23 protein-coding genes are annotated in these 23,890 nt (G+C 70.5%); 9 read left to right on the top strand and 14 right to left on the bottom strand.

The window, feature by feature from the left end; translation table 11 throughout:
• The first annotated feature begins 67 nt into the window (after positions 1-67).
• A complete protein-coding gene (locus ACFWU3_RS00300; RefSeq protein WP_384428950.1) occupies positions 68-580 on the top strand; it encodes a methylated-DNA--[protein]-cysteine S-methyltransferase in 513 nt (170 codons plus the stop codon).
• On the top strand, positions 577-1,290 hold the full coding sequence (locus ACFWU3_RS00295) for an alpha-ketoglutarate-dependent dioxygenase AlkB family protein (RefSeq protein ID WP_384428947.1): 714 nt from the start codon (positions 577-579) through the stop codon (positions 1,288-1,290). The genes ACFWU3_RS00300 and ACFWU3_RS00295 overlap by 4 nt, the downstream gene beginning before the upstream one ends.
• Before the next feature lie 126 nt (positions 1,291-1,416).
• Here ACFWU3_RS00295 and ACFWU3_RS00290 read toward each other — a convergent pair whose 3' ends face one another.
• Positions 1,417-1,686: a GlsB/YeaQ/YmgE family stress response membrane protein gene (locus ACFWU3_RS00290; protein ID WP_313944718.1), complete on the bottom strand. Its 270-nt coding sequence runs from the start codon at positions 1,684-1,686 to the stop codon at positions 1,417-1,419.
• Between the two features lie 86 nt (positions 1,687-1,772).
• On the opposite strand from ACFWU3_RS00290, the gene ACFWU3_RS00285 reads away from it, so the two are divergent.
• On the top strand, positions 1,773-2,993 hold the full coding sequence (locus tag ACFWU3_RS00285) for an APC family permease (RefSeq protein ID WP_384428943.1): 1,221 nt from the start codon (positions 1,773-1,775) through the stop codon (positions 2,991-2,993).
• A gap of 61 nt (positions 2,994-3,054) precedes the next feature.
• Here the strand turns inward: ACFWU3_RS00285 and ACFWU3_RS00280 are convergent, their stop codons facing one another.
• The 12 genes from ACFWU3_RS00280 to ACFWU3_RS00225 form a co-directional block, all read right to left on the bottom strand.
• Positions 3,055-3,447, bottom strand: a complete 393-nt coding sequence (locus tag ACFWU3_RS00280; RefSeq protein ID WP_384428940.1) for a YccF domain-containing protein — start codon at positions 3,445-3,447, stop codon at positions 3,055-3,057.
• Positions 3,444-4,307: a zinc metalloprotease HtpX gene (htpX, locus tag ACFWU3_RS00275; protein WP_384428938.1), complete on the bottom strand. Its 864-nt coding sequence runs from the start codon at positions 4,305-4,307 to the stop codon at positions 3,444-3,446. Before htpX ends, ACFWU3_RS00280 begins: the two co-directional genes overlap by 4 nt.
• 146 nt (positions 4,308-4,453) lie before the next feature.
• A complete protein-coding gene (locus ACFWU3_RS00270) occupies positions 4,454-5,995 on the bottom strand; it encodes an NADH-quinone oxidoreductase subunit N (protein ID WP_384428935.1) in 1,542 nt (513 codons plus the stop codon).
• On the bottom strand, positions 5,992-7,551 hold the full coding sequence (locus ACFWU3_RS00265) for a NuoM family protein (protein ID WP_384429558.1): 1,560 nt from the start codon (positions 7,549-7,551) through the stop codon (positions 5,992-5,994). The genes ACFWU3_RS00270 and ACFWU3_RS00265 overlap by 4 nt, the downstream gene beginning before the upstream one ends.
• Positions 7,552-7,578: 27 nt before the next feature.
• The gene (locus tag ACFWU3_RS00260) at positions 7,579-9,585 is read right to left on the bottom strand and encodes an NADH-quinone oxidoreductase subunit L (RefSeq protein ID WP_384428932.1); all 2,007 of its coding nucleotides are present in this window, start codon (positions 9,583-9,585) and stop codon (positions 7,579-7,581) included.
• Entirely contained in the window at positions 9,582-9,953 is a 372-nt protein-coding gene (gene nuoK / locus ACFWU3_RS00255; RefSeq protein WP_313944724.1) for an NADH-quinone oxidoreductase subunit NuoK, read from the bottom strand. The genes ACFWU3_RS00260 and nuoK overlap by 4 nt, the downstream gene beginning before the upstream one ends.
• Positions 9,953-10,510, bottom strand: a complete 558-nt coding sequence (locus ACFWU3_RS00250) for an NADH-quinone oxidoreductase subunit J (RefSeq protein WP_384428929.1) — start codon at positions 10,508-10,510, stop codon at positions 9,953-9,955. The genes nuoK and ACFWU3_RS00250 overlap by 1 nt, the downstream gene beginning before the upstream one ends.
• Entirely contained in the window at positions 10,507-11,178 is a 672-nt protein-coding gene (locus ACFWU3_RS00245) for a NuoI/complex I 23 kDa subunit family protein (RefSeq protein ID WP_384428926.1), read from the bottom strand. Before ACFWU3_RS00245 ends, ACFWU3_RS00250 begins: the two co-directional genes overlap by 4 nt.
• Entirely contained in the window at positions 11,178-12,146 is a 969-nt protein-coding gene (locus ACFWU3_RS00240; protein ID WP_313944727.1) for a complex I subunit 1 family protein, read from the bottom strand. Before ACFWU3_RS00240 ends, ACFWU3_RS00245 begins: the two co-directional genes overlap by 1 nt.
• Positions 12,143-13,519: an NADH-quinone oxidoreductase subunit C gene (locus ACFWU3_RS00235; protein ID WP_384428924.1), complete on the bottom strand. Its 1,377-nt coding sequence runs from the start codon at positions 13,517-13,519 to the stop codon at positions 12,143-12,145. Before ACFWU3_RS00235 ends, ACFWU3_RS00240 begins: the two co-directional genes overlap by 4 nt.
• Entirely contained in the window at positions 13,516-14,136 is a 621-nt protein-coding gene (locus ACFWU3_RS00230; protein ID WP_384428921.1) for an NADH-quinone oxidoreductase subunit B, read from the bottom strand. Before ACFWU3_RS00230 ends, ACFWU3_RS00235 begins: the two co-directional genes overlap by 4 nt.
• On the bottom strand, positions 14,127-14,525 hold the full coding sequence (locus ACFWU3_RS00225; RefSeq protein WP_384428919.1) for an NADH-quinone oxidoreductase subunit A: 399 nt from the start codon (positions 14,523-14,525) through the stop codon (positions 14,127-14,129). Before ACFWU3_RS00225 ends, ACFWU3_RS00230 begins: the two co-directional genes overlap by 10 nt.
• A 179-nt stretch (positions 14,526-14,704) precedes the next feature.
• Here ACFWU3_RS00225 and ACFWU3_RS00220 point away from each other — a divergent pair, with 179 nt between their 5' ends.
• The 5 genes from ACFWU3_RS00220 (at position 14,705) to ACFWU3_RS00200 (ending at position 22,153) form a co-directional block, all read left to right on the top strand.
• Complete coding sequence (locus tag ACFWU3_RS00220) at positions 14,705-15,889, top strand: sensor histidine kinase (RefSeq protein WP_384428916.1); 1,185 nt, start codon at positions 14,705-14,707, stop codon at positions 15,887-15,889.
• Between the two features lie 831 nt (positions 15,890-16,720).
• On the top strand, positions 16,721-18,055 hold the full coding sequence (locus ACFWU3_RS00215; RefSeq protein ID WP_384429555.1) for a sensor histidine kinase: 1,335 nt from the start codon (positions 16,721-16,723) through the stop codon (positions 18,053-18,055).
• Between the two features lie 188 nt (positions 18,056-18,243).
• Positions 18,244-18,903: a LuxR C-terminal-related transcriptional regulator gene (locus ACFWU3_RS00210; RefSeq protein ID WP_384429552.1), complete on the top strand. Its 660-nt coding sequence runs from the start codon at positions 18,244-18,246 to the stop codon at positions 18,901-18,903.
• Between the two features lie 249 nt (positions 18,904-19,152).
• A complete protein-coding gene (locus ACFWU3_RS00205) occupies positions 19,153-21,099 on the top strand; it encodes a 2-oxoacid:acceptor oxidoreductase subunit alpha (RefSeq protein WP_384428913.1) in 1,947 nt (648 codons plus the stop codon).
• Entirely contained in the window at positions 21,092-22,153 is a 1,062-nt protein-coding gene (locus ACFWU3_RS00200) for a 2-oxoacid:ferredoxin oxidoreductase subunit beta (RefSeq protein WP_384428910.1), read from the top strand. Before ACFWU3_RS00205 ends, ACFWU3_RS00200 begins: the two co-directional genes overlap by 8 nt.
• Positions 22,154-22,335: 182 nt before the next feature.
• On the opposite strand, the gene ACFWU3_RS00195 is transcribed toward ACFWU3_RS00200, so the two are convergent.
• Complete coding sequence (locus ACFWU3_RS00195; protein ID WP_384428907.1) at positions 22,336-22,728, bottom strand: winged helix-turn-helix transcriptional regulator; 393 nt, start codon at positions 22,726-22,728, stop codon at positions 22,336-22,338.
• A 95-nt stretch (positions 22,729-22,823) separates the two neighbouring features.
• Between ACFWU3_RS00195 and ACFWU3_RS00190 the strand changes: the two genes are divergently transcribed.
• Positions 22,824-23,684 (top strand): SDR family oxidoreductase, encoded by an 861-nt coding sequence (locus tag ACFWU3_RS00190; RefSeq protein WP_384428904.1) that lies wholly within the window; start codon positions 22,824-22,826, stop codon positions 23,682-23,684.
• The last annotated feature ends 206 nt before the right edge of the window (positions 23,685-23,890 follow it).

Raw genomic sequence — 23,890 nt, 5'->3', positions numbered from 1 at the left:
GCGGCCCGGGCGGCGCAGACTCGTAGGCGCAAGGACGCAGAACATGCCGCGAGGAAAGGACAGGGCCATGACCGCCACGACGGTCTACACGACCATCGACAGCCCCCTGGGCGAACTGCTGCTGGTCGGCGAGAAGTCGGCCACGGCGAACGGCGGCACCGCGCTCGCCTCCCTCTCGCTGCCGGAGCAGAAGGGCGGCGCCGTCGTCCTCGACGGCTGGCGGCACGATCCCGTCGCCTTCGAGGAGATCGGCCGGCAGCTGACCGCGTACTTCGCCGGCGGTCTCACCCACTTCGACATCGAGTACGTGGACGGCGGCACGGAGTTCCAGCGGCGCGTATGGGCAGCGCTGGAGGAGATCCCGTACGGCGCCACGGCGACGTACGCGGAGATCGCCTCCCGTGTCGGTACGTCGCGGGTCGGCGTGCGGGCGGTGGGCACCGCGATCGGGCGCAATCCGCTGCTGGTCGTCCGGCCGTGCCACCGGGTGATCGGCTCGGACGGAGCCCTGCGCGGCTACGCCGCCGGAGTGGAGCGCAAGGAACGGCTCCTCGGTCTCGAGGGCACGCCCGCGTCGTGAGCGGCGCGGCCCTGTTCCCCAGGGACCCGGCGGTGATCGCCCCCGGCGCGGTGCATGTGCCGGGGTGGCTTCCGCCGGAAGGCCAGCGGGAGCTGGTCGAGGCGTGCCGGTCCTGGGCGCGCGGCCCCGTCCCGCTCCGGCACACCGCGCTGCCGGGCGGGGGCGTCATGTCGGTGCAGACGGTGTGTCTCGGCTGGCACTGGCAGCCGTACCGCTACACCCGCACGGCTGACGATGTGAACGGCGCCCGGGTCGCCCCGTTCCCGGGCTGGCTGGTCGAGTTGGGCCGTACCGCTGTGCAGGCGGCGTACGACCTGGGCGGTGTGTACGGCCGGGCCGCCGTGGAGGGCGATGACGTGGCGGAGGGCGCGGAGGGCGCGGAGTACACCCCCGACACCGCGCTCATCAACTTCTACGAGGGCTCGGCCCGGATGGGGATGCACCAGGACAAGGAAGAGCGGTCGGGTGCCCCGGTGGTGTCGCTGAGCATCGGGGACAGTTGCGTCTTCCGCTTCGGCAACACCGAGACGCGCGGGCGCCCTTACCGCGATGTGGAGCTGGTCTCCGGCGATCTGTTCGTCTTCGGCGGGCCGGCTCGTTTCGCGTACCACGGGGTGCCGAAGGTGTACCCGGGCACCGCCGACCCCGCGACGGGCCTGAGCAGCGGACGGCTGAACATCACCCTGCGGGAGACGGGCCTGCCCGGCTGAGGGCTCGGCTGCGTGGAACTGCCCGGGGCCGGATCAGCGCGAGCGGGGGCTCGCTTCCGTGGCACGCGCCCCTCGGCGGGTCAGCGCGAGCGCGGCCTCGCTTCCGTGGAACGGCCCGCCGGCGGGTCAGCGCGAGCGGGAGTGGCCGAACAGCAGCCGGTAGACGATCAGGAGCACGAGAGATCCACCGATCGCGGCGGCCCAGGTCGGCCCGTCGTAGAACTCGTTGCTGATCGACCGGTCCAGGAAGCGGGCCGATATCCAGCCGCCGATGAACGCTCCCGCGACGCCTATGAGCGTGGTGCCGATCAGGCCGCCCGGGTCGCGGCCCGGCAGCAGGATCTTGGCTATGGCCCCGGCGAGCAGTCCGAGGATGATCCAGCCGATGATGCTCATTGCCGTGACCTGCCTTTCGTACGGTGGTGTTCTCGAAGACGTCCCGCCGTCGGGCCGCGGTTGCAAAGATCCGTAAGGTGCGGCACATGACACAGCAGCTGAGACGGTCGCTCGGCTTGTCCGATGCCGTGGTGATCGGCCTGGGGTCGATGGTCGGGGCGGGCATTTTCGCCGCGCTCGGCCCGGCGGCACGGGCCGCCGGCTCGGGGCTGCTGCTGGGACTGGCACTCGCCGCGGCCGTCGCGTACTGCAATGCGATGTCGTCGGCCCGGCTGGCCGCTCGCTACCCGGCGTCGGGCGGGACCTACGTCTACGGGCGTGAGCGGCTCGGCGAGTTCTGGGGCTGTCTGGCGGGCTGGGCGTTCATCGTTGGTAAGACGGCCTCGTGTGCGGCCATGGCGCTGACGGTGGGGACGTACGCCTGGCCGGGGCAGGCGCATGCGGTGGCGGTCGCCGCGGTTATCGCTCTGACGGCCGTGAACTACACCGGTGTGCAGAAATCGGCGCTGCTGACACGGGTGATCGTCGCGGTCGTGCTGGCCGTCCTGGCGGCGGTGGTCGTCTCCTCTCTCACCTCGGGCTCGGCCGGCTTCGGGCGCCTCGGTGTGGATGCGGATGTCTCGGCGGGCGGTGTGCTCCAGGCGGCCGGGCTGCTGTTCTTCGCGTTCGCGGGGTACGCGCGGATCGCGACGCTCGGCGAGGAGGTGCGCGATCCGGCACGGACGATCCCACGCGCCGTCCCGCTGGCGCTCGGCATCGCTCTGGTCGTCTATGCGTGTGTGGCCGTCTCGGTCCTTTCCGTCCTGGGCGCGGGCGAGTTGGGGCGGGCCACCGCTCCGCTCGCGGCGGCGGCGCGGGCCGCGGACGCGCAGTGGCTCGTACCGGTGGTGCGGGTGGGTGCCGCGGTGGCGGCGCTCGGGTCGTTGCTCTCGCTGATTCTCGGCGTCTCACGGACGACGCTGGCCATGGCTCGGGATGGTCACCTGCCGACCGCTCTGGCAGCCGTGCACCCGCGCTTTCAGGTCCCCCACCGGGCGGAGTTGGCGGTGGGAGCCGTCGTCGCGGTGGTGGCGGCGACGGCCGATGTGCGGGGCGCCATCGGGTTCTCGTCGTTCGCCGTGCTCATGTACTACGCAATTGCCAACGCTTCGGCCTTCACGCTCGGTTCCCGATGGCGAGTGGTGGCCATTCTCGGCTTCGCCGGCTGTGTGCTGCTCGCCTTCGCGCTGCCCCTGTCATCAGTGCTGTCCGGCGCGGCCGTCGTGGGGGCGGGCGCACTCGTCTACGGAATACGACGCCGCGGCTGAGGCACCGGCACGGCGCACCGCCCATGCGAGTCCGCGCTCGCGGCGGTGTTCGCCCCGCGCGTCAGCGGACCCCGAACGCCTCGTCCGACGGGACGATTTCCTTGCCGAACGGCACGAGGGAGACGGGGATCAGCTTGAAGTTCGCGACGCCCAGCGGGATGCCGATGATGGTGATGCACAGGGCGATGCCCGTGAAGATGTGGCCGAGAGCCAGCCACCAGCCGGCGAGGATCAGCCACAGGATGTTGCCGACGAAGGACGGGGCGCCCGCGTCCCGGCGGTCGATGACGGTGTAACCGAAGGGCCAGAGCGCGTAGATACCGATCCGGAACGCGGCCAGACCGAACGGGATGCCGATGATGGTGATGCAGAGCACCAGGCCCGCCACCATGTATCCGAGGAACATCCAGAAGCCGCACAGGATGAGCCAAATGACGTTCAGGATTGTCTTCACGGTCGACGACCTGCCATCTGTTCGAGTCGGGCGATGCGCTCCGCCATCGGTGGATGCGTGGAGAACATCTTGGACAGACCCCTGCCCGGCCGGAAGGGGTTCGCGATCATCATGTGGCTTGCGGTCTCGAGGCGCGGCTCGGGCGGCAGGGGCAGCTGTTTCGTACCGGCGTCGAGCTTGCGCAGGGCGCTCGCCAGGGCCAGCGGATCGCCGGTGATCTGGGCGCCCGAGGCGTCCGCCTCGTACTCCCGGGAACGGCTGATGGCGAGCTGGATGATGGAGGCGGCCAGCGGCCCGAGGATCAGGATCAGCAGGAAGCCCAGGATGCCGGGGCCGTCGTCGTCGTCCGAGCGGCCGACGGGGATCAGCCAGGCGAAGTTCACCAGGAACATCACCACGGAAGCGAGCGCTCCGGCGACCGAGGAGATCAGGATGTCGCGGTTGTAGACATGACTGAGCTCGTGGCCGAGGACGCCGCGCAGCTCCCGCTCGTCGAGGATCTGCATGATGCCCTCGGTGCAGCAGACCGCGGCGTTGCGCGGGTTGCGGCCGGTCGCGAAGGCATTGGGCGCCTGCGTGGGCGAGATGTAGAGCCGGGGCATGGGCTGGCGCGAGGCGGTGGAGAGCTCGCGGACGATCCGGTAGAGCTGGGGGGCCTCGAACTCGCTGACCGGGCGGGCCCTCATGGCCCGCAGCGCGAGCTTGTCGCTGTTCCAGTAGGCGTACGCATTGGTGCCGATCGCCACGAGGAGAGCGACGAGCAGGCCCGTACGGCCGAAGAAGCTGCCGATGACGAGGATGACTGCGGACAGTCCCCCGAGGAGTACGGCGGTCTTCAGCCCATTGTGCCGGCGGTGCACGGTACGCCCTCCAAGTGGTGCGGCAGGGGACCCTTTGCGTGGTGGTGCTCCACTGTCCAGTGGACCCTTCTGTACTGGTCAACGCCAGGCGAAGGACGCTAGTTCCCTTGTGCTACCGGCCTCGGAGTGAGCCGTTCGGGTGAGCCTCAGAACAGGGTGCCCGCCGCGAAGCGCAGAATCAGCTGGGGGTATCCGGAGAGAGCGATGCCGGCGACGGCGGCCAGCACGATGACGACGGTGACCGGGGCCGGCGCTCCCTTGTGGACGGGTTCGGCCTCGCCGGAACCTGCCTCGGCGCCTTCGGCCACACCCTCGGGGGCCCGGAAGAGGACCGCCGTCCACTTCAGGTAGTAGTACAGGGCGATCACGACGTTGACGGCCATGACGACCGCCAGCCATCCCAGGCCCGCGTCGACCGCCGAGGAGAAGACGGTCACCTTGGCGAACAGGCCGATGATGCCGGGCGGCAGGCCCGCCAGGCAGAGCAGGAAGAAGCCCATGGCGAGGGCGGCCAGCGGGCGGGTGGCGTAGAGACCGCGGTAGTCGGCGACGCGGTTGAGCGGCCGGCTGCGGGCGACCAGGGCCGCCACGGCGAAGGCACCGAGGTTCACGACGGCGTACATGAGGGCGTACGCGACCGTGGCACCGATCTGGTCGTCGCTGGAATAGGCGGCGGCAGCGATCGGCACCAGGAGGTAGCCGGCCTGGGCCACGGACGACCAGGCCAGCAGGCGTACCGCGCTCCACGCGCGCGTGGCCGACTGGCGCAGGGCGGCCACATTGCCCGCGGTCATGGTGAGGGCTGCCAGCACGGCGATCGCCGGGCCCCAGATGTCCGCGTAGCCCGGGAAGGCGATGACGGTGACCAGGATGAGGCCGGAGAAACCGACGGCCTTTCCGACGACGGAGAGATAGGCGGCGATGGGCAGCGGCGCGCCCACATAGGTGTCGGGAACCCAGAAGTGGAACGGGACGGCGGCCGTCTTGAACGCGAAGCCGACGAGGGTCAGCGCGACCCCAGCCTGCGCCAGCGTGTCCAGTTGTGCGGGGACGTCGTCGAGCTCGGTGGCGATCCGCGTGAGGTGGAGGGTGCCCGTCGTGGCGTACACGAAGCTGACGCCCAGCAACATGACGGCGGTCGCGGTGACCGAGGAGAGGAAGAACTTGAGCGCCGCCTCGCTGGAGAGCCGGTCGCCGCGGCGGAGACCGACGAGGGCGAAGGCGGGCAGCGACGCGACCTCGAGGGCGACGACGAGGGTGGCGAGGTCCCGGGACGCGGGCAGCAGGGCGGCTCCGGCGGCGGACGACAGCAGCAGGAACCAGAACTCGCCCGCGGGGAGCTTCGTGCGCGTCTCGTGGAGCGACAGCAGCGCGGTGAGCAGCGCGCCGCCGAGCACGAGGAACTGGATGACCAGGGTGAAGTGGTCCGCGGTGTAGCTGCACGCCGCGGTGTCGGTGGTCAGGCAGAAGGTTTCCCGGTCGCCCTTGCGCAGCGGTACGAGCATGACGAGCGCGGCGGCCAGACCGGCGGTCGCGACGAAGCCGAGCAGATGCTTCCGCTTCTCCGGCGTGAACAGGTCGGCCACCAGGACGACCAGACCGACGACCGCCACGATGGTCGGCGGTGCGATCGCGAGCCAGTCGACGGACTGGACGAGGCTGGTGCCGCTGTCGGCTGCCACGGTCACGACTTGCCTCCTGAGAGGAGCTTCTGCACGGCCGGGTCGGTGAGGCCGAGGAGGACCGCGGGCCACAGTCCCGCGAGGACGGTGAGGGCGACGAGCGGCGTCCAGGCGGCGAACTCGTATGTCTGGACGTCGGCGAGGGCCGGGGTCTCCTGCTCCTCGGACCGCAGCGCGCCCATGCAGACACGGCGCACGACGACCAGGAGGTAAGCGGCGGTGAGCAGCGTGCCGAACGCGGCGATCGCCATGAAGGTGAGGAACGCGGGCCGGCTCAGGCCGTCGGCGGGGTCGAAGGCGCCGAACAGCGCGAGCATCTCGCCCCAGAACCCGGCGAGACCGGGCAGACCGAGCGAGGCGACGGCGGCGAAGGCGAGGAGGGCGCCGAGGCGGGGAGCGCGGCCGTAGAGGGCGGCTCCGGTGGCGCCGGCGAGGGTGTCGAGGTCGGCGGTCCCGTAGCGGTCCTTGAGGGCGCCGACCAGGAAGAAGAGCAGGCCGGTGATGAGGCCGTGGGCGATGTTGGCGAACAGCGCGCCGTTGACGCCGGTGGGGGTCATCGTCGCGATGCCGAGAAGGACGAAGCCCATGTGACCGACGGAGGAGTAGGCGATCAGGCGCTTGAGGTCGCCGCCGGCGCCCTGTTTGGCCAGGGCGAGGCAGGCGAGTGATCCGTAGATGATGCCCGCGACGGCGAAGGCAGCGAGGTACGGCGCGAAGGTGTGCATGCCGTCGGGCGCGATCGGCAGCACGATACGGACGAATCCGTACGTACCCATCTTCAGCAGGACCCCGGCGAGCAGGACGGAGCCGACGGTCGGGGCGGCGGTGTGGGCATCGGGCAGCCAGCTGTGCAGCGGCCACATCGGGGTCTTCACGGCGAGGCCGAGACCGATCGCCAGAACGGCGATGACCTGCACGGACGAGGTGAGTCCACGGCCGTTGTCAGTGGCGAGTGCCACCATGTCGAATGTGCCGGTCTTCAGCCCGATCAGCAGCAGGCCGAGCAGCATGACCACGGAGCCGAGCAGCGTGTAGAGGATGAACTTCCAGGCGGCGGCCTGCCGCGCTTCCCCGCCCCAGCGGGCGATGAGGAAGTACATCGGGATGAGGACCATCTCGAACGCCAGGAAGAACAGCAGCAGATCGAGTACGGCGAAGGTGGCGAGCGTCCCGGATTCGAGGACGAGCAGCAGCGCGACGAAGGCCTTCGGGGACGGGCCCGAAGGCATCTTGAAGTAGCTGTAGAGAGCGCAGAGGAAGGTCAGCAGCGCGGTCAGCACGACAAGGGGGAGGGAAATGCCGTCGATGCCGAGGTGGATCCGCACATCGAGTGCCGGGATCCAGTTGATGTCCGTCGTGGCCTGCATCCTCGACGGGTGGTCGTGGTCGAAGCCGAGCGCCAGCACGACGGTGGCGACGAGGACGGCTCCGGTGACCGTGATGCCGTGGCGCAGGACCGCCTGGTCGGGGCCGGTGCCGCGGAGACCGGGCGGGGCGGGCAGCAGGGCCGCGGCCGCGCCGGCGAGCGGGGCGACGACGATGAACGCGAGAAGGAACTGCATCACGGACTCGCTGATATCGATCACGGCTCACGATCCCGCGTTGACGGTGGACAGGATGACGGCGGCGATCGCCAGGACCGCGGAGCCGGCGAGCAGCGCGCCGAGGTAAGTCTGCACATTGCCGGTCTGGGCGCGCCGGACGAGCCATCCGAGCCAGTTGCTGCCGGTGCCCGCCCCGCGGACGTAGGTGTCGACGACCTCGCGGTCGAGGAAACGCACCAGTACGGCGGCGGCCTGGACGGGCCGGACGAACAGCGCGCGGTAGACGGCATCCAGATGGAAGCCGGTGGCCGCCGCGCCGTGCAGCGGGCCGAGCAGCAGGCGGCCCGGGTCGGACGGGTCGGGGGCTGACGCGATGTCGCCGTAGGCGGGGGTGTGGGTCGCGACGGCCTCGGCCTCGGAGACCGAGGGAGCCGCGTCGGGGTGGGCGGCGACGGCACCCATGGGCGTCGCGGCGGGGCCCCGGCGGTACTGCAGCGCGCGCCAGGCGGCGTAGGTGATCAGTCCGCCGACCAGGGCGACTCCTGTGCCGAGGACGGCTGTTGTGACGGTCGGGGTGAGGCTGTGCCCGTCGAACCAGTCGTCGAAGTAGCCGACCGTGAGACCGAAACCGAGAGAGGGGACGGCCAGCACCCAGAGCACGGCGTTCATGGAGAGGGGTTCGCGGCCGTGGTCGGGAGCTTCGGCTCCGCGGCCGTGGAAGGCGAGGAGCCACAGGCGCATCGCGTAAGCGGCGGTCAGCAGGGCCGTCACCAGGCCGGCGACGAGGACGATCCAGCCCGCGCCGACCGGGGCGACGGCCGAGTCTCCGAGCGCGGTGTGCTCGGCGGCCACGAGAACGGCTTCCTTGGAGAAGAAGCCGGCGAAGGGAGGGATCGCGGCAAGGGCCAGCAGGGCGACGGTCATCGTCCAGTAGGCGTCGGGGATGCGCTTGGGGAGGCCCGTCATCCGGGACATGGCGGCCAGGGAGTTGGTGCCGGCGGCATGGATGACCACGCCGGCGGCGAGGAAGAGCAGCGCCTTGAACGCACCGTGCGCCATGAGGTGGAAGACGGCCGCGCCACGGTCTCCGACGGCCAGGGCACCCGACATGTAACCGAGTTGGCCGATGGTCGAGTAGGCGAGGACGCGCTTGATGTCGTCCTGGGCGAGGGCGGCGAGGCCCGAGCCGACCATCGTGACGGCGGCCATGACGGCCAGGACGGTGAGGGCAGCGGCGGAAGCCGCGAAGACAGGGAGGAGACGGGCGACGAAGTAGATACCGGCGGCGACCATGGTCGCCGCGTGGATCAGCGCGGAGACGGGAGTGGGGCCCGCCATCGCGTCGGGCAGCCAGGTGTGCAGCGGGAACTGCGCCGACTTGCCCGCCACACCCGCGAGGAGCAGCAGCGCCACCAGCGTCGGATGGTCGAGGCCACCGGCCGCCACGGAGCCGAGGATCCCGGTGATCCGGAACGTGCCGGCATCGGCGGCGAGCGCGAACAGGCCGATCAGAAAGGGGACATCGCCGAGCTTGGTGACCAGGAAGGCCTTGAGGGAGGCGGCGCGCGCCTCGGGCGTCTCCCAGTAGTGGCCCACGAGGAAGTACGAGCAGATGCCCATGATCTCCCAGCCGACCAGGAGCACCATCAGATCGCCGGAGTAGACGACGAGCAGCATCGCGGAGGTGAAGAGGGAGACGAGAGCCGCGTACGAGGGGTAGCGCGGGTCGTCGCGCAGATAGCCGGTGGAGTAGATCTGCACGCAGGTCGCGACGAAGCCGACGAGGACGGCGACCAGGACCGCGAAGCCGTCGAGGTACAGCGCGAGGTCGATGGGGACCGAACCCGTGGGCGTGAGCTGGGTCGAGGCGTCGATCGCCTTGCCCCCGCCCTGGCGCACGGCGACCACCACGGCGAGCGCGAACGCGGTCAGGGTGGGCAGGACCGCCAGGGGGCGGACGAATCCGGGGGCGGTCCGGCCGAGCAGCAGTCCGGCCGCCGCGCCGAGAAAGGGGAGGAGAGGGACGAGGACGGCGAGGGTCGTGGTCGTCACGCGGTGGCCTCAGCCTTCTGCGCCGAAGCGGTGGCGTCAGGTTCGTCGGAACTGCCGTCGTGGCCTTCGGCGGTGTCGCGGAGCCTGTCGACGTCCGAGGACCCGCGGTTGCGGTAGACCATCAGGACGATCGCCAGACCGATGCCGATCTCCGCGGCTGCGATGGCGATGGTGAAAAGGGTGAGCGCCTGTCCGGCGTGCACGGTGTCGCGCAGCCAGACGTCGAAGGCGACGAGATTGAGATTGACGGCGTTGAGCATCAGCTCGACCGACATCAGGACGAGGATCGCGTTGCGCCGGGCGAGCACGCCGTACAGGCCGACGCAGAAGAGGAGGACGGCGAGCACGGCGGGATAGGCGAGGTGCATCAGCTCTCCCCCTGGGGGGCCTTGGAGCCCTTGCGGGACAGGACGATGGCGCCGACGAGCGCGGCGAGCAGCAGGACGGAGAGCGCCTCGAAGGGCAGCACCCAGTGCCGGAAGAGGTATTCGCCGGACACTTTGGTGGAGCCCTGCGCGGGCCCGTCCAGGTTGATCCAGGTGGCGCGGAAGGCGTCCACGACCACCCAGACCAGGGCGGCCGCGGCGACGCCGGCGACGGCCAGAGCCACGTAGCGGTTGCCCGAATCGGCGTCCGGGGAGCGGCCGATGGGGGCCTTGGTGAGCATCAGCCCGAAGAGAAGGAGGACGACGACGGAACCGACGTAGATGAGGACCTGCACCCAGGCGATGAACTCGGCCGTCAGCAGCAGGTATTCGACGGCCAGGCCGCCGAGCGCCACGACCAGCCAGAGCGCGGCGTGCACCAGCTGCTTGGTGGTGACCGTGATGACGGCCGCGCCGAGGGTGGCGAGGCCGACGAGCAGGAAGGCGATCTCGACACCGGTCGGCGAGAGGAAGCCCTGGGGTGCGGCGGCGAGCATCATGCCGTGCCTCCTTCACCCGGGGGCGGCGATGCCGGACGCTCCGGGCCGGGAGCGCCGGGAGCGCCGGGAGCGCCGGGAGCGCCGGGAGCGCCGGGAGCGCCGGGAGCAGGGTCGCCCGCCTGTGCCTGCTCCCCTGCCTGCGCCTGCGCCGCGGCGAGCTTCTCGGCGGCCTTGCGGGCCGCCGCGATCTCCTTCGGCTCCTCGGCACCCGGGTCGAGGGCGGGCGGTGCGGGCACCGTCCACATCCACTCGCGGAGCTTGTCCCGCTCATGGGTGAGTTCGCGGATGTCGGTCTCCGCGTACTCGAACTCCGGTGACCAGAACAGCGCGTCGAAAGGACAGACCTCGATGCAGATACCGCAGTACATGCAGAGCGAGAAGTCGATCGCGAAACGGTCGAGGACGTTGCGGCTGCGTTCCCGGCCACCGGGGGTGGCGGCCGGGACCGTCTCCTTGTGGGAGTCGATGTAGATGCACCAGTCGGGGCACTCACGGGCGCAGAGCATGCAGACCGTGCAGTTCTCCTCGAACAGGCCGATCACACCGCGGGAGCGCGGCGGGAGTTCGGGCTGCGCGTCCGGGTACTGGTGGGTGACCGTCTTCTTGGTCATCGTCCGCAGTGTGACGGCCAGGCCCTTGGCGAGGCCGGATCCGGGAATCGGCGGCATTACTGGATCACCACCTTCACGATGCCGGTGAGAGCGATCTGGGCGAGAGCGAGCGGGACGAGCGTCGTCCAGGCGAGCTTCTGCAACTGGTCCTCGCGCATCCGGGGATAGGTGACGCGCAGCCAGATGACGACGAACGCGAGCACACCGGTCTTGAGCAGGGTCCACACCCAGCCGAGTCCGTCGGCGCCCATCGGGCCGTGCCAGCCACCCAGGAACAGGACGGTGGTCAGGCCGCAGAGCACGACGATGCCCGCGTACTCGGCGAGCAGGAACAGTGCGAACCGCAGCCCGGTGTACTCGGTGTAGGCGCCGAAGATGATCTCGGAGTCGGCGACCGGCATGTCGAAGGGCGGGCGCTGGAGTTCGGCGAGTCCGGCGATGAAGAAGACGAGAGCGCCCACGATCTGCCAGGGCAGCCACCACCACTCGAAGGCATTGAGGATGCCGGGCAGCGAGACCGTGCCGGCCGCCATCGCGACGGAGGCGGCGGTGAGCAGCATCGGCAGTTCGTACGCCAGCAGTTGCGCCGCGGTCCGCAGACCACCGAGAAGGGAGAACTTGTTGGCGGACGCCCAGCCCGCCATCAGCGAGCCGAGCACGCCGACGCCCATCACGGCGAGCACGAAGAAGATGCCCGCGTCGACGACCTCACCGACCGCGCCCTCACTCGGGCCGATCGGGATGGCGACCAGGACGAGGAGGTACGGGAGGAGGGCGACGGCGGGGGCGAGCTGGAAGATGCGGCGGTCGGCGTTGGCCGGGACCACGTCCTCCTTCTGCGCGAACTTGACGCCGTCAGCGACGAGCTGGGCCCAGCCGTGGAACCCGCCTGCGTACATGGGGCCGAGGCGGCCCTGCATATGGGCCATCACCTTGTGCTCGGTCTGCCCGATGACGAGGGGAAGGACGAGGAAGACGGCGAAGACGACGAGCAGCCGGAAGGCGACGTCGAGAGCGTCGTTCACGCGGGGTCGCCTCCGGCGGTCTCATGGGGCCCGCCCTCGGGCCTGTCCGGGGGGCGGGGGGTGCGGGTGTCTTCGTTGCCGTCGGTGCCGTCGGACGGGGCGTCGGGCTCGGCGGCGGTGTCGTCGCCGGCGCTGCCGTCCGCGGGCTCTGTGCGGGGCCCGGTGTCCGAGCCGGGGCCCGTGCCCGTGTCGGGGTCCGTGCCCGTGTCGGGGTCCGTGCCCGTGCCGGGGTCCGTACGCGGCTCGGGCGTTGGGGCCGTTTCGGAGTCGGCGCCCGCGCCTGTGGCGGCTTCCGCAGCCGCGTCCGGCTCTTCGAATGCCGGGCGGGCGTGGTGCCAGGGGGCGTCGGAGCTGCCGGGGCGCCGGGGCTTGGCCTCTCCGGAAGCCGATTCATCCGCCGGTGCGGTGGTGGCTGCCGGGGTCTTCGCCGCAGCGGCTTCGGGCGTGGGTGCCTCGGGCGCGGATGCCTCGGGAGCTGCCGTTTCGGGCGCAGGTGTCTCGGGCGCCGGGTCTTGAGGTGCCTCCGGGGGCGTGGCCTCCGCAGCCGCCTGGCTCGCCGAGCCCTCGCTCACACTCCGCGAACGACGTACGGGAGCACCCTCGCCGCCCGCCTGGCTCGCCGACCCCTCGCTCACACTGCGGGAACGCCGTACGGGAGCACCCTCCGCCGCTGTCTGGCTCGCCGAGCCCTCCCCCGCCGTACGGGTGCGACGGGCCGGGCGGTCCGTCGCACCGGCCGCGGCTCCGGCTGCGCCTGCCGCTCGGGGCGTACGGGCCGGGCGGCTCGGGGCGGGCGGGAGCTGGCCCTTGAGCGGGCCCCACTCGTTGGGGTCGGGCACGCCCGGCGGGAGCATCTGGCGGCGCTTGGGGCCGCCGTGTTCCGACTCTCCGGGCTCCTTGGCACCCGGCCAGGCCTTCGCGACCCGGGCGGCGAGGACGAAGTCCTTGCGCAGCGGATGGCCCTCGAACTCCTCCGGCAGCAGCAGCGGTACGAGATGCGGGTGGCCGGTGAACCCGACGCCGAACATCTCGTGGGTCTCGCGCTCGTGCCAGGCCGCTCCCGCGTACACGGTCACGGCGGAGGCGAGGACGGGCGCCTCGTGCGGGACCGTCGTCCGCAGCAGCAGCCGGCGGACCCGGCCGGCTTCCAGGGAGACCACGTGCGCGCAGACCCGGAAGCCGGTGCCGGGCTCGTCGACCGCGCTCAGCCAGTCGAAGTAGGTGCAGCCCAGCTGCGTACGGGCGATCTCCAGGGACGGGATCCACGACTCCGCGGGCACGTCGACCGTGAGCAGCTCGTACGCCAGCTCGGCCGTGGCCTCCTCGCCGAAGATGTCCGTGACGGCGTCCGGGAGACGGTCGTATGCGGTCACCGGTCGCCTCCCGGCGCGGCCGGCGGGGTCACCAGAGGGCTGCGCAGTTCGCCCACGGAGGGGCGGGCGGTGCCGTAGCGCTCGCCGAGCGACTCCCGTGCGATCTTCTCCTGGAGCTTGAGGATCCCCTGGAGCAGTGCCTCGGGCCGCGGCGGGCAGCCCGGGACGTAGACGTCGACGGGGATGATCTGGTCGACGCCCTTGGTCACGGAGTAGGAATCCCAGTACGGACCGCCGCAGTTGGAGCAGGCGCCGAAGGAGATCACGTACTTCGGCTCCGGCATCTGCTCGTAGAGCCGCTTGACCGCGGGCGCCATCTTGTCGGTGACCGTGCCGGAGACGACCATCAGGTCCGCCTGCCGCGGGCCGGGCGCGAACGGGATCACCCCGAGGCGGATGAAGTCGTGCCGGGCCATCGACGCGGCGATGAACTCGATGGCACAGCAGGCGAGTCCGAAGTTGAAGACCCACAGGCTGTAGCGGCGGCCCCAGTTGAGGACCACCTTCATCGGTTCGGGCGCCAGCCGGGAGAGAACACCGAGTCGGCGGGGCTCCGGCAGCAGCTCCGTGTCCGCGGGTGGGGCCGGATGCGAGGTGGGGGTCGGGGTCACGTCCATGTCAGGACGTCCTTCTTCCATGCGTAGAGCAGTCCCACAGCCAGGAAGCCGAGGAAGATGAACATCTCCACGAGCGTCGTCGCGCCGTATCCCGACGCCGCGAACACCGTGGCCCAGGGGAAGAGGAAGATCGAGTCGACGGCGAAGATCACGTACAGGAAGGCGTACACGTAGTAGCGGACCTGGGTGTGCGCCCAGCCCTCGCCGACGGGGTCGACGCCGCATTCGTACGTCAGCAGTTTCTCCGGCGTGGGCACCACGGGCCTCAGCAGCCGGCCCGCTCCGAACGCCACGGCGACGAACAGCACGCCGATCAGCGCGAGCAGTCCGACGACCGAATAGCTCTCGAAGTAGTCCGCCGCGAGCACGGCCACGGTCGGTTCCGGCACGTCCGCCCCTCGCTCCCTGACGTCGTTGGCGATCTGATCGACGATCTGTATGCACGGGAGTCTAGGCCCGTTAAAGGGACCGTAAGAAGTCGCGTCGCGCAGCGGGTGGGGTTATCCCTACTTCATCCCACCCATCCACCCCATGGCGCGCGGCGGCGCGGTTCGGCAGGCTGGCCCGTATGACCGTGAGCAGCACCGCATCCGACCATGACCGGCCGCCACCCGCGCGATTCGCGTTCGGCAGTCACACCTGGAAGGAGATCGCGCATCTCCTCTGCAATCTGCCGGTGTCGCTGGTCGGCTTCGTCTACGTGACGTTGCTGATCTTCAACGGTGTGCTGTTGTCGGTCACGGTCATCGGCCTGCCGCTGCTCGCCCTCGGTCTCATGGGGGCGCGCGGGCTCGGCAGGGCGGAGCGCGCGCGGACGAGGGCGCTGCTCGGCGTACGGATCGACGAACCCAGCAAGTTGTCGGGGATGCACCGCAGTGGCGGCATGTTCCCCCGCCTGTGGGCGACCCTCAAGGACCCGGTCGCCTGGCGCACGGTCCTGTACTGCTTCATCCGGCTGCCGTGGGGGGTCCTCACCTTCTCCACCACGCTGGTCAGCCTGTTCGTCCTGTGGCCCGTACTGCCCTTCATCGCGCGCGGACTCGCGAACGCCGACCGCGCGATGGCACGAGGGCTGCTCTCGCCGTCCGACGAACTGGAGCAGCGGATCGCCGAGTTGGAGTCCGACCGCGGGGTCGTCGTGGACACCGCCGCCGCCGACCTCCGCCGCATCGAACGCGATCTGCACGACGGCGCCCAGGCCCGGCTGGTCGCCCTCGCCATGGGCCTCGGCCTCGCCAAGGAGAAGCTCAGCGGCGACGAACTGGACAGGACGGCGGCCGCGGCGATGGTCGACGAGGCGCACGGCGAGGTGAAGCTCGCCCTCCAGGAGCTGCGCGACCTCGCGCGCGGCATCCACCCCGCGGTCCTGACCGACCGCGGCCTCGACGCCGCGCTCTCCTCGGTCGCCTCCCGCTGCACGGCACCGGTGAAGGTGACGGTGGACCTCTTGGAGCGACCGGCCGAGGCGATCGAGGGCATCGCGTACTTCACCGTGTCCGAGCTGCTGCAGAACGTCAGCAAGCACGCGCAGGCGAAGAGCGTGACGGTCGATGTCTGGCGCACACGGGACCGCCTGCTGATCCAGGTCACGGACGACGGCAAGGGCGGCGCGCGGCTGGACGGCGGTACGGGGATGGCAGGGCTGGCGGAGAGGCTGGGGGCGGTGGACGGACTGTTCGTCCTGGAGTCGCCGGAGGGCGGACCGACGACGGTGACGGTGGAAGTTCCCTGGCGTTCGCGCACGCCGCACTGAGGGTGCCTGCACCTGCCCGGTGCGGGTGGAATGTTCTGTGGGGCCGGCGCCCCACGCCCGGCTGACCGCACCTGTCCGGTGCGGGTGGGAAAGGTCTTGGTGGCTGCGCCCCCAGGCCCCGGTGCCTGCGGGAGCTTCGCGCGGCTTGGGTAACGGCACCCCGCCTGTGCGGATGGGAACAGGTTCCTGTGGGGCTGCGCCCCACGTCCCCTTGCCTGCGGCAGCTGGGCGGCGCCGGGTGCGTTCCTGCCGGTGTGCGGCTCCGCCCGGGCGGGGTGACCCGCACTGTCCGGTGCGGGTGGAAAGGTGATCCTTTGGGGCTGTGCCCCCACACCCCCTAGCTGCGGCAGCTTCGCGCCGCATCCCACCCCGGCTGCCCGAACGGGCTCGGCTTCGCGTGTGCCCGCACCGCAACGAGGCACGTGCTCGCCCGCCGGGAGGGGGCGTGCAGGGTCGTCCCCGCAGGGGATCGGCGGCAACACCCGGGTGCTCAAGACAACGCAGCTGTACGCCGCCGACCCCGAGGAGTCGAGCCCGGAGGGCCCCCGGACCCGACGCCCGACAAGAACCCGACGCCCAAGCACCCAGGCCCCGCCCCAGGGACCCGACGCCCGACAAGAACCCGACGCCCCAGGCACCCACCCCGCAGGACCTGACGCCCGACAAGCAGCCGAGGCTCAAGCACCCGACGCCCAAGCACCCGCACCCGCACCCACCCCCATGGTGGGGAAAACCCCCCGCCCAAGAGGGCAACCCCCCTCATGGTGCGCCGCCTCCCGTCGCAGCAGGCTTGGTCTCATGACAGCCCGTAGCGCAGAACGGACGACGCCGATGGCCACCGAATACCGACCGGAGCAGCAGCACGACCGGTACGACGCGCGGGACCACAGCCTTCCCGCGGCCCTGCGTGCGCCCCTCGAGGGGCGGACCTGGCGTGAGTTCGGGTATCTGATGCTGAGCCTGCCGATCAGCATCATCTTCTTCACCTTCGCCATCGTGACGATCTCGCTAGGCGCCGGTCTGCTGGTCACCTTCCTCGGCATCCCCGTTCTCGCCGCCGGTCTGGCCGGCTGCCGTGCCTTCGGCGCGCTGGAGCGGACCCGGGCCCGTTCGCTGCTCCGTCTCGACGTCGACAACCCCGAGCCGGTCCGCCCCCGCACCAACGGGCTGATGTCGTGGGTCGGCGCCGTCCTCAAGAGCGGTACGTCATGGCGGCACCTGCTGTACGCGGTGGTGCACTTCCCGTGGGCGATCACCGCGTTCACCGTCGCGTTCACCTTCTGGGTCACGGGCTGGTCCCTGCTGCTGTACCCGCTGTGGCAGTGGACCTTCCCCACGTACCTCGACCAGCCGGGCATCTCGCTCTACGGCGACAGCACCGGGACGCAGTTCTACCTCGACACCTCCTTCGAGATCGGCATGACCGCCGCCGCGGGCCTGGTCGTCGTCATGGCGACCGCGTGGCTGATCCGCGGCCTCGCGTATGTCGACCGGCTGATGATCGGCGGACTCCTCGGGCCGTCCAGCCTGGCCACGCGGGTCGTCGAGCTGGAGTCGGACCGCGGCGTCGTCGTGGACACCGCCGCCGCCGACCTCCGCCGCATCGAACGCGATCTGCACGACGGCGCCCAGGCCCGGCTGGTCGCCCTCGCCATGGACCTGGGTCTGGCCAAGGAGAAGCTGAACGAGGACCCGGAGGCCGCGGCACGCATGGTGGACGAGGCACACGGCGAGGTGAAGACGGCGCTCCAGGAGCTGCGGGACCTCGCGCGGGGGATCCACCCGGCGGTCCTGACCGACCGCGGCCTGGACGCGGCGCTGTCGGCCGTCGCGTCCCGCTGCACCGTCCCGGTGGCCGTCGACGTGGACCTGGCGTCACGCCCCGCCCCGGCGATCGAGGGAATCGCCTACTTCACCGTGTCGGAGCTGCTGCAGAACGTCAGCAAGCATGCCCGGGCCCGTCGGGCGACCGTGGACGTCTGGCGGTCCGAGGACCGGCTGATGCTCCAGGTCACGGACGACGGCACGGGTGGCGCGGACCTCAGTGCGGGCAGCGGCCTGGCGGGACTCGCCGAACGGCTGGACGCGGTGGACGGAATCCTGGCCCTGGACTCACCGCGCGGCGGCCCGACCACGGTGACGGCGGAGCTGCCCTGGCGCGGCTGAACGTCGGGCGGGCAGCACCCCGCGACTGACTCGGGCAGGAGACGCGTACCCCCACCCGCTCAACGCCCCACCCCCGTTTGCCGTCTATTCCCAGAGCCTGGCCGCACCGCGGAGCCAATACTGCGATGCTGGTGAACACAGGGGTGGAAGCGGATCGACAGGGGGGCTGCAGGGCAGTGGAGGACAGAGTGCGGGTCGTCATCGCCGAGGATTCAGTGCTGCTTCGGGAGGGCCTGACCCGGCTGCTGACCGACCGCGGGCACGACGTCGTGGCAGGCGTGGGCGACGCGGAGGCGCTGATCAAGACGATCGGGGACCTGGCCGCGCAGGAGCAGCTGCCGGATGTGGTCGTCGCCGACGTACGGATGCCGCCGACACACACGGACGAGGGCGTCCGGGCGGCGGTGCGGCTGCGCAAGGACTACCCCGGCATCGGGGTGCTGGTGCTCTCCCAGTACGTGGAGGAGCAGTACGCCACCGAACTTCTGGCGGGGAGCAGCCGCGGGGTGGGCTATCTGCTGAAAGACCGGGTAGCCGAAGTGCGCGAGTTCGTGGACGCCGTGGTGCGGGTGGCCCGTGGCGGTACGGCACTGGATCCCGAGGTCGTGGCCCAGCTGCTGGGCCGCAGCCGCAAGCAGGACGTGCTGGCCGGTCTCACCCCCCGTGAGCGGGAGGTTCTCGGTCTGATGGCCGAGGGCCGGACGAACTCGGCGGTGGCCAAGCAGCTGGTGGTGAGTGACGGAGCGGTCGAGAAGCACGTCAGCAATATCTTCCAGAAACTGGGGCTGTCCCCGAGCGACGGGGATCACCGGCGTGTTCTGGCGGTGCTGACCTACTTGAACTCATAATTGTCTGACAGTCTGTCAGATATTGAGCGGGGCTCCAGCCCCAGAACCGAACAATGAGCGGGGAGCGTCTTACCACCAGCATTCGGGGGGCGAACGCATGAAGGCACACGAGGGCACCACGGCGTCTCACACGGACGTCCGAAATGTGAGCGGTCCGAGGAAGGCCACCCTCACGGTCGTAGGGTGGCACGTGGGACGGCCGGTGGGCCGGCCGGGCCCGAGCAGCCGCCTCGAAGGAGGTCCAGTTCAGTGACCAGCCAGGTCAGTAGCCCAGCCGAGAATGCCGATGAGGCCGACGAGGGCGATACGACACTCGTCGGCGGGCAGCGGGTGCCCACGGAGCCGAAGGAAGTCCGCCGACTGGACCGGGTCATCATCCGCTTCGCGGGTGACTCGGGCGACGGCATGCAGCTGACGGGTGACCGGTTCACCTCGGAGACCGCGACCTTCGGGAACGACCTCTCCACGCTGCCGAACTTCCCCGCCGAGATCCGGGCGCCTGCCGGCACCCTCCCCGGCGTCTCCAGCTTCCAGCTCCACTTCGCCGACCACGACATCCTCACCCCCGGCGACGCGCCGAACGTGCTGGTCGCGATGAACCCGGCCGCGCTGAAGGCCAACATCGCCGATGTGCCGCGTGGCGGCGACATCATCGTCAACACGGACGAATTCGCCAAGCGGGCCATGGCCAAGGTCGGCTACGCCACCTCGCCGCTGGAGGACGGCTCGCTGGACGGTTTCCACGTCCACCCCGTGCCGCTGACGACCCTGACCATCGAGGCGCTCAAGGACTTCGGTCTCCCCCGCAAGGAGGCCGAGCGCTCGAAGAACATGTTCGCGCTGGGGCTGCTGTCCTGGATGTACAACCGTCCCACCGAGGGCACCGAGAAATTCCTGCGGAGCAAGTTCGCCAAGAAGCCGCAGATCGCCGACGCGAACATCGCGGCATTCCGTGCGGGATGGAATTTCGGGGAGACGACCGAGGACTTCGCCGTCTCCTACGAGGTCGCCCCGGCGAGCACCGCCTTCCCGGCCGGCACCTACCGCAACATCTCCGGGAACCTCGCCCTGTCCTACGGGCTCATCGCCGCCGGCAAGCAGGCGGACCTGCCGCTCTACCTGGGCTCGTACCCCATCACCCCCGCCTCCGACATCCTGCACGAGCTGTCGAAGCACAAGAACTTCGGTGTGCGGACCTTCCAGGCCGAGGACGAGATCGCGGGCATCGGGGCGGCGCTGGGGGCGGCCTTCGGCGGCGCGCTCGCCGTGACCACCACCTCCGGCCCCGGCGTGGCGCTCAAGTCGGAGACGATCGGTCTCGCGGTCTCCCTGGAACTGCCGCTGCTCGTCGTGGACATCCAGCGGGGCGGCCCCTCGACCGGTCTGCCGACCAAGACCGAGCAGGCGGACCTGCTCCAGGCCATGTTCGGCCGCAACGGCGAGGCGCCGGTGCCGATCGTCGCGCCCCGCACCCCCGCGGACTGCTTCGACGCGGCTCTGGACGCGGCCCGGATCGCCCTGGCCTACCGCACCCCCGTCTTCCTGCTCAGCGACGGCTACCTCGCCAACGGCTCGGAGCCCTGGCGGATCCCCGACATCGACGAACTCCCCGATCTGCGGGTGCAGTTCGCGACCGGTCCGAACCACGAGCTGGCGGACGGTACGGAGGTGTTCTGGCCGTACAAGCGTGATCCGCAGACCCTCGCGCGTCCCTGGGCGGTTCCGGGGACGCCCGGACTCGAGCACCGGATCGGCGGCATCGAGAAGCAGGACGGCACCGGCAACATCTCCTACGACCCCGCCAACCACGACCTGATGGTCCGCACCCGTCAGGCCAAGATCGACGGCATCGAGGTGCCCGACGTCGAGGTCGACGATCCGGACGAGGCGAGCACGCTGGTGCTGGGCTGGGGTTCGACGTACGGACCGATCACCGCCGCCGTACGGCGTCTGCGGGCCGCGGGCATCCCCATCGCCCAGGCCCATCTGCGCCATCTCAACCCGTTCCCGCGGAATCTCGGGGACGTGCTGGGGCGTTACCAGAAGGTAGTGGTACCGGAGATGAACCTCGGCCAGCTCGCCACCCTGATCAGGGCGCGGTATCTGGTCGACGCGAAGAGCTACAACCAGGTCAACGGCATGCCGTTCAAGGCCGAGCAGCTGGCCACGGCGCTCAAGGAGGCCATCAATGACTGAGACGGTGTCCGGTCTTCTCTCCCTGGTTCCCAAAGCCGAAGCCAAGCAGTCCATGAAGGACTTCAAGTCCGATCAGGAAGTGCGCTGGTGCCCCGGCTGCGGTGACTACGCGATCCTCGCCGCCGTGCAGGGCTTCATGCCCGAACTGGGCCTGGCGAAGGAGAACATCGTCTTCGTCTCCGGGATCGGCTGCTCCTCCCGCTTCCCGTACTACATGAACACCTACGGGATGCACTCCATCCACGGCCGCGCGCCCGCGATCGCCACCGGGCTCGCGTCCTCGCGGCGGGACCTGAGCGTCTGGGTGGTCACCGGTGACGGAGACGCGCTCTCCATCGGCGGAAACCACCTGATCCACGCTCTGCGCCGCAATGTGAACCTGAAGATCCTGCTGTTCAACAACCGGATCTACGGCCTCACCAAGGGCCAGTACAGCCCCACCTCCGAGGTCGGCAAGATCACCAAGTCGACGCCGATGGGCTCGCTCGACGCGCCCTTCAACCCGGTGTCACTGGCGATCGGCGCCGAGGCATCCTTCGTGGCCCGCACCGTCGACTCCGACCGCAAGCACCTGACCGAGGTGCTGCGCCAGGCCGCCGACCACCAGGGCACGGCGCTCGTCGAGATCTACCAGAACTGCAACATCTTCAACGACGGCGCTTTCGAGGCCCTCAAGGACAAGCAGCAGGCGGAGGAGGCGGTCATCCGCCTCGAACACGGGCAGCCGATCCTCTTCGGCACCGACAACACCAAGGGCGTGGTCCGGGATCCCGCGACCGGGGACCTCGCGGTGGTCGAGGTGACACCCGCGAACGAATCGCAGATCCTCGTCCACGACGCGCACGCCACCAGCCCGACCACGGCGTTCGCGCTGTCCCGGCTGGCCGACCCGGACACCCTGCACCACACGCCCATCGGCGTGCTGCGCAGCGTCGAACGGCCGGTCTACGACACGCTGATGTCGGACCAGCTCGACACGGCGATCGAGCGGGACGGCAAGGGGGATCTGGGCGCGTTGCTGGCGGGCAACGACACCTGGACGGTCGGGGGCTGACCCGCGGTCGAGGTTCGCGGAGGGGTCGGGGTCGCTGAGGCCCCGGCCCCTCCTGCTGTTCGCCGGGTCTGCCGTACGTCCTCGTGCGGGGCCGCGGTTGTCCGGCTGCGCCCAGCGCTGTGGTCCGCACCCAGCACCGTGGGCCCCCGTGCCCGTTGGACCGGTCGTGGCCCCCGTGCCCGTCAGGCCGGCTCCGCCTGGAGCGATGTCTTCGCCTCGTCGTACTCGGCGCGCGCCCGCTCGACCGCTTCGAGCTTCCGTTCCGTCCAGCGCGCCAGCGACCACACCTGCTCGGCGGCCTCCCTGCCCAGCTCGGTCAGCGTGTAGTCCACGCGCGGCGGGATGACGGGCTTGGCGTCGCGGTGCACGAACCCGTCGCGTTCCAGGGTCTGCAGCGTCTGCGCGAGCATCTTCTCGCTGACACCGCCCACGGTCCGGCGCAGCTCGCTGAAGCGGTACGAACGCTCCAGCAGCGCGGCCAGGACGAGGACGCCCCAGCGGCTGGTGACGTGCTCCAGCACGATGCGGGAGGGGCACATCTTGTCGTTCACATCGGGCGTCCAGCTTACGTTCATGCCAGTACCTTACGTCAAAGTGGGTACTTTCGCTTGGTTAGTACCACTCCTAGGGTGAGTGAGAAGCCTGACGCACCCTACGAACGGAAACAACCATGAGCATCGTCGTCACCGGAGCCACCGGATCCCTCGGCCGACTCGTCATCGACGAGCTGCTGACGAAGGTCCCGGCAGCACAGGTGGTCGCCGTCTTCCGCGACAAGGAGAAGGCCGCGGACCTCGCCGCGCGGGGCGTGGAACTGCGGATCGCCGACTACGACGAGCCCGCGACACTCGCCGAAGCCTTCCGGGCGGGCGACCGGGTCCTGCTGATCTCGGGCAGCGAGGTGGGCAGGCGCGTACCGCAGCACACCGCCGTGATCGAGGCCGCGAAGACCGCGGGCGTCGCGCAACTCGCCTACACCGGGGTCCTCGGCGGACCCGCCGCCGACTTCCTGCTCGCCTCCGAGCACAAGGTCACCGAGCAGCTGATCCTCGACTCGGGTCTGCCGTACACCTTCCTGCGCAACGGCTGGTACACCGAGAACTACACCGAGCAGCTCGCGCCCGTCCTCGCGCACGACGCCGTCGTCGCGAGCGCCGGCACGGGCCGGGTCGCCTCGGCCTCCCGCGCCGACTACGCCGCCGCGGCCGCCGCGGTGCTGACCGGCGAGGGGCACCTCGGGCAGGCGTACGAGCTGAGCGGGGACGTCGCGTGGTCCTTCGCCGAGTACGCGGCGGAGCTGTCCGCGCAGAGCGGGCGCACCATCGCGTACAACGACGTCCCGGCCGCCACGCATCTGGAGATCCTGACCGGGGCGGGGGTGCCCGCGCCGTTCGCCGAGATCCTCGTGGACGTCGACGCGGCGGTGGGGCGAGGGCTGCTCGCCGCGACGAGCGGTGACCTGTCGCGTCTCGCCGGGCGTCCGACGACGCCGCTGGCGGACTCGGTGAGGGTGGCGCTGGCTGCGGCCTGAGGGTGGGGGCGTCGGGGGGCGCGTGGTTCTGGGGTGAGCACTGCGCCGTGCCGGGTGACCGCCGAGTCGCTCCGGGGCGGGCCGCCGCGTTCCTCCGGGTGGGCGGCGCGTTTCTCCGGGCGGGCGGCGCATGGTTCCGATGGGCGGCGCGTTGCCCCGATGTTCGTCATGACCGTATGGCGATACGGGCATGACAGGCCCCGCCT

This window comes from Streptomyces sp. NPDC058685, assembly GCF_042714725.1.
In the GTDB taxonomy this organism is placed as follows: domain Bacteria; phylum Actinomycetota; class Actinomycetes; order Streptomycetales; family Streptomycetaceae; genus Streptomyces.
Note: the sequence above shows the minus strand (reverse complement) of the source record. Positions and strands in the feature narration are given on the sequence as shown.

Excerpts from the sequence above, each read along its gene's own strand:
- ACFWU3_RS00265 (WP_384429558.1), bottom strand. The coding sequence starts at position 7,551 with ATGCAGTTCCTTCTCGCGTTCATCGTCGTCGCCCCGCTCGCCGGCGCG.
- ACFWU3_RS00215 (WP_384429555.1), top strand. The coding sequence starts at position 16,721 with ATGGCCACCGAATACCGACCGGAGCAGCAGCACGACCGGTACGACGCG.
- nuoK (WP_313944724.1), bottom strand. The coding sequence starts at position 9,953 with ATGCACCTCGCCTATCCCGCCGTGCTCGCCGTCCTCCTCTTCTGCGTC.
- ACFWU3_RS00300 (WP_384428950.1), top strand. The coding sequence starts at position 68 with ATGACCGCCACGACGGTCTACACGACCATCGACAGCCCCCTGGGCGAA.
- ACFWU3_RS00230 (WP_384428921.1), bottom strand. The coding sequence starts at position 14,136 with ATGGACGTGACCCCGACCCCCACCTCGCATCCGGCCCCACCCGCGGAC.
- ACFWU3_RS00290 (WP_313944718.1), bottom strand. The coding sequence starts at position 1,686 with ATGAGCATCATCGGCTGGATCATCCTCGGACTGCTCGCCGGGGCCATA.
- ACFWU3_RS00285 (WP_384428943.1), top strand. The coding sequence starts at position 1,773 with ATGACACAGCAGCTGAGACGGTCGCTCGGCTTGTCCGATGCCGTGGTG.
- ACFWU3_RS00200 (WP_384428910.1), top strand. The coding sequence starts at position 21,092 with ATGACTGAGACGGTGTCCGGTCTTCTCTCCCTGGTTCCCAAAGCCGAA.
- ACFWU3_RS00195 (WP_384428907.1), bottom strand. The coding sequence starts at position 22,728 with ATGAACGTAAGCTGGACGCCCGATGTGAACGACAAGATGTGCCCCTCC.
- ACFWU3_RS00245 (WP_384428926.1), bottom strand. The coding sequence starts at position 11,178 with ATGCCGCCGATTCCCGGATCCGGCCTCGCCAAGGGCCTGGCCGTCACA.
- ACFWU3_RS00220 (WP_384428916.1), top strand. The coding sequence starts at position 14,705 with ATGACCGTGAGCAGCACCGCATCCGACCATGACCGGCCGCCACCCGCG.
- ACFWU3_RS00190 (WP_384428904.1), top strand. The coding sequence starts at position 22,824 with ATGAGCATCGTCGTCACCGGAGCCACCGGATCCCTCGGCCGACTCGTC.
- ACFWU3_RS00250 (WP_384428929.1), bottom strand. The coding sequence starts at position 10,510 with ATGATGCTCGCCGCCGCACCCCAGGGCTTCCTCTCGCCGACCGGTGTC.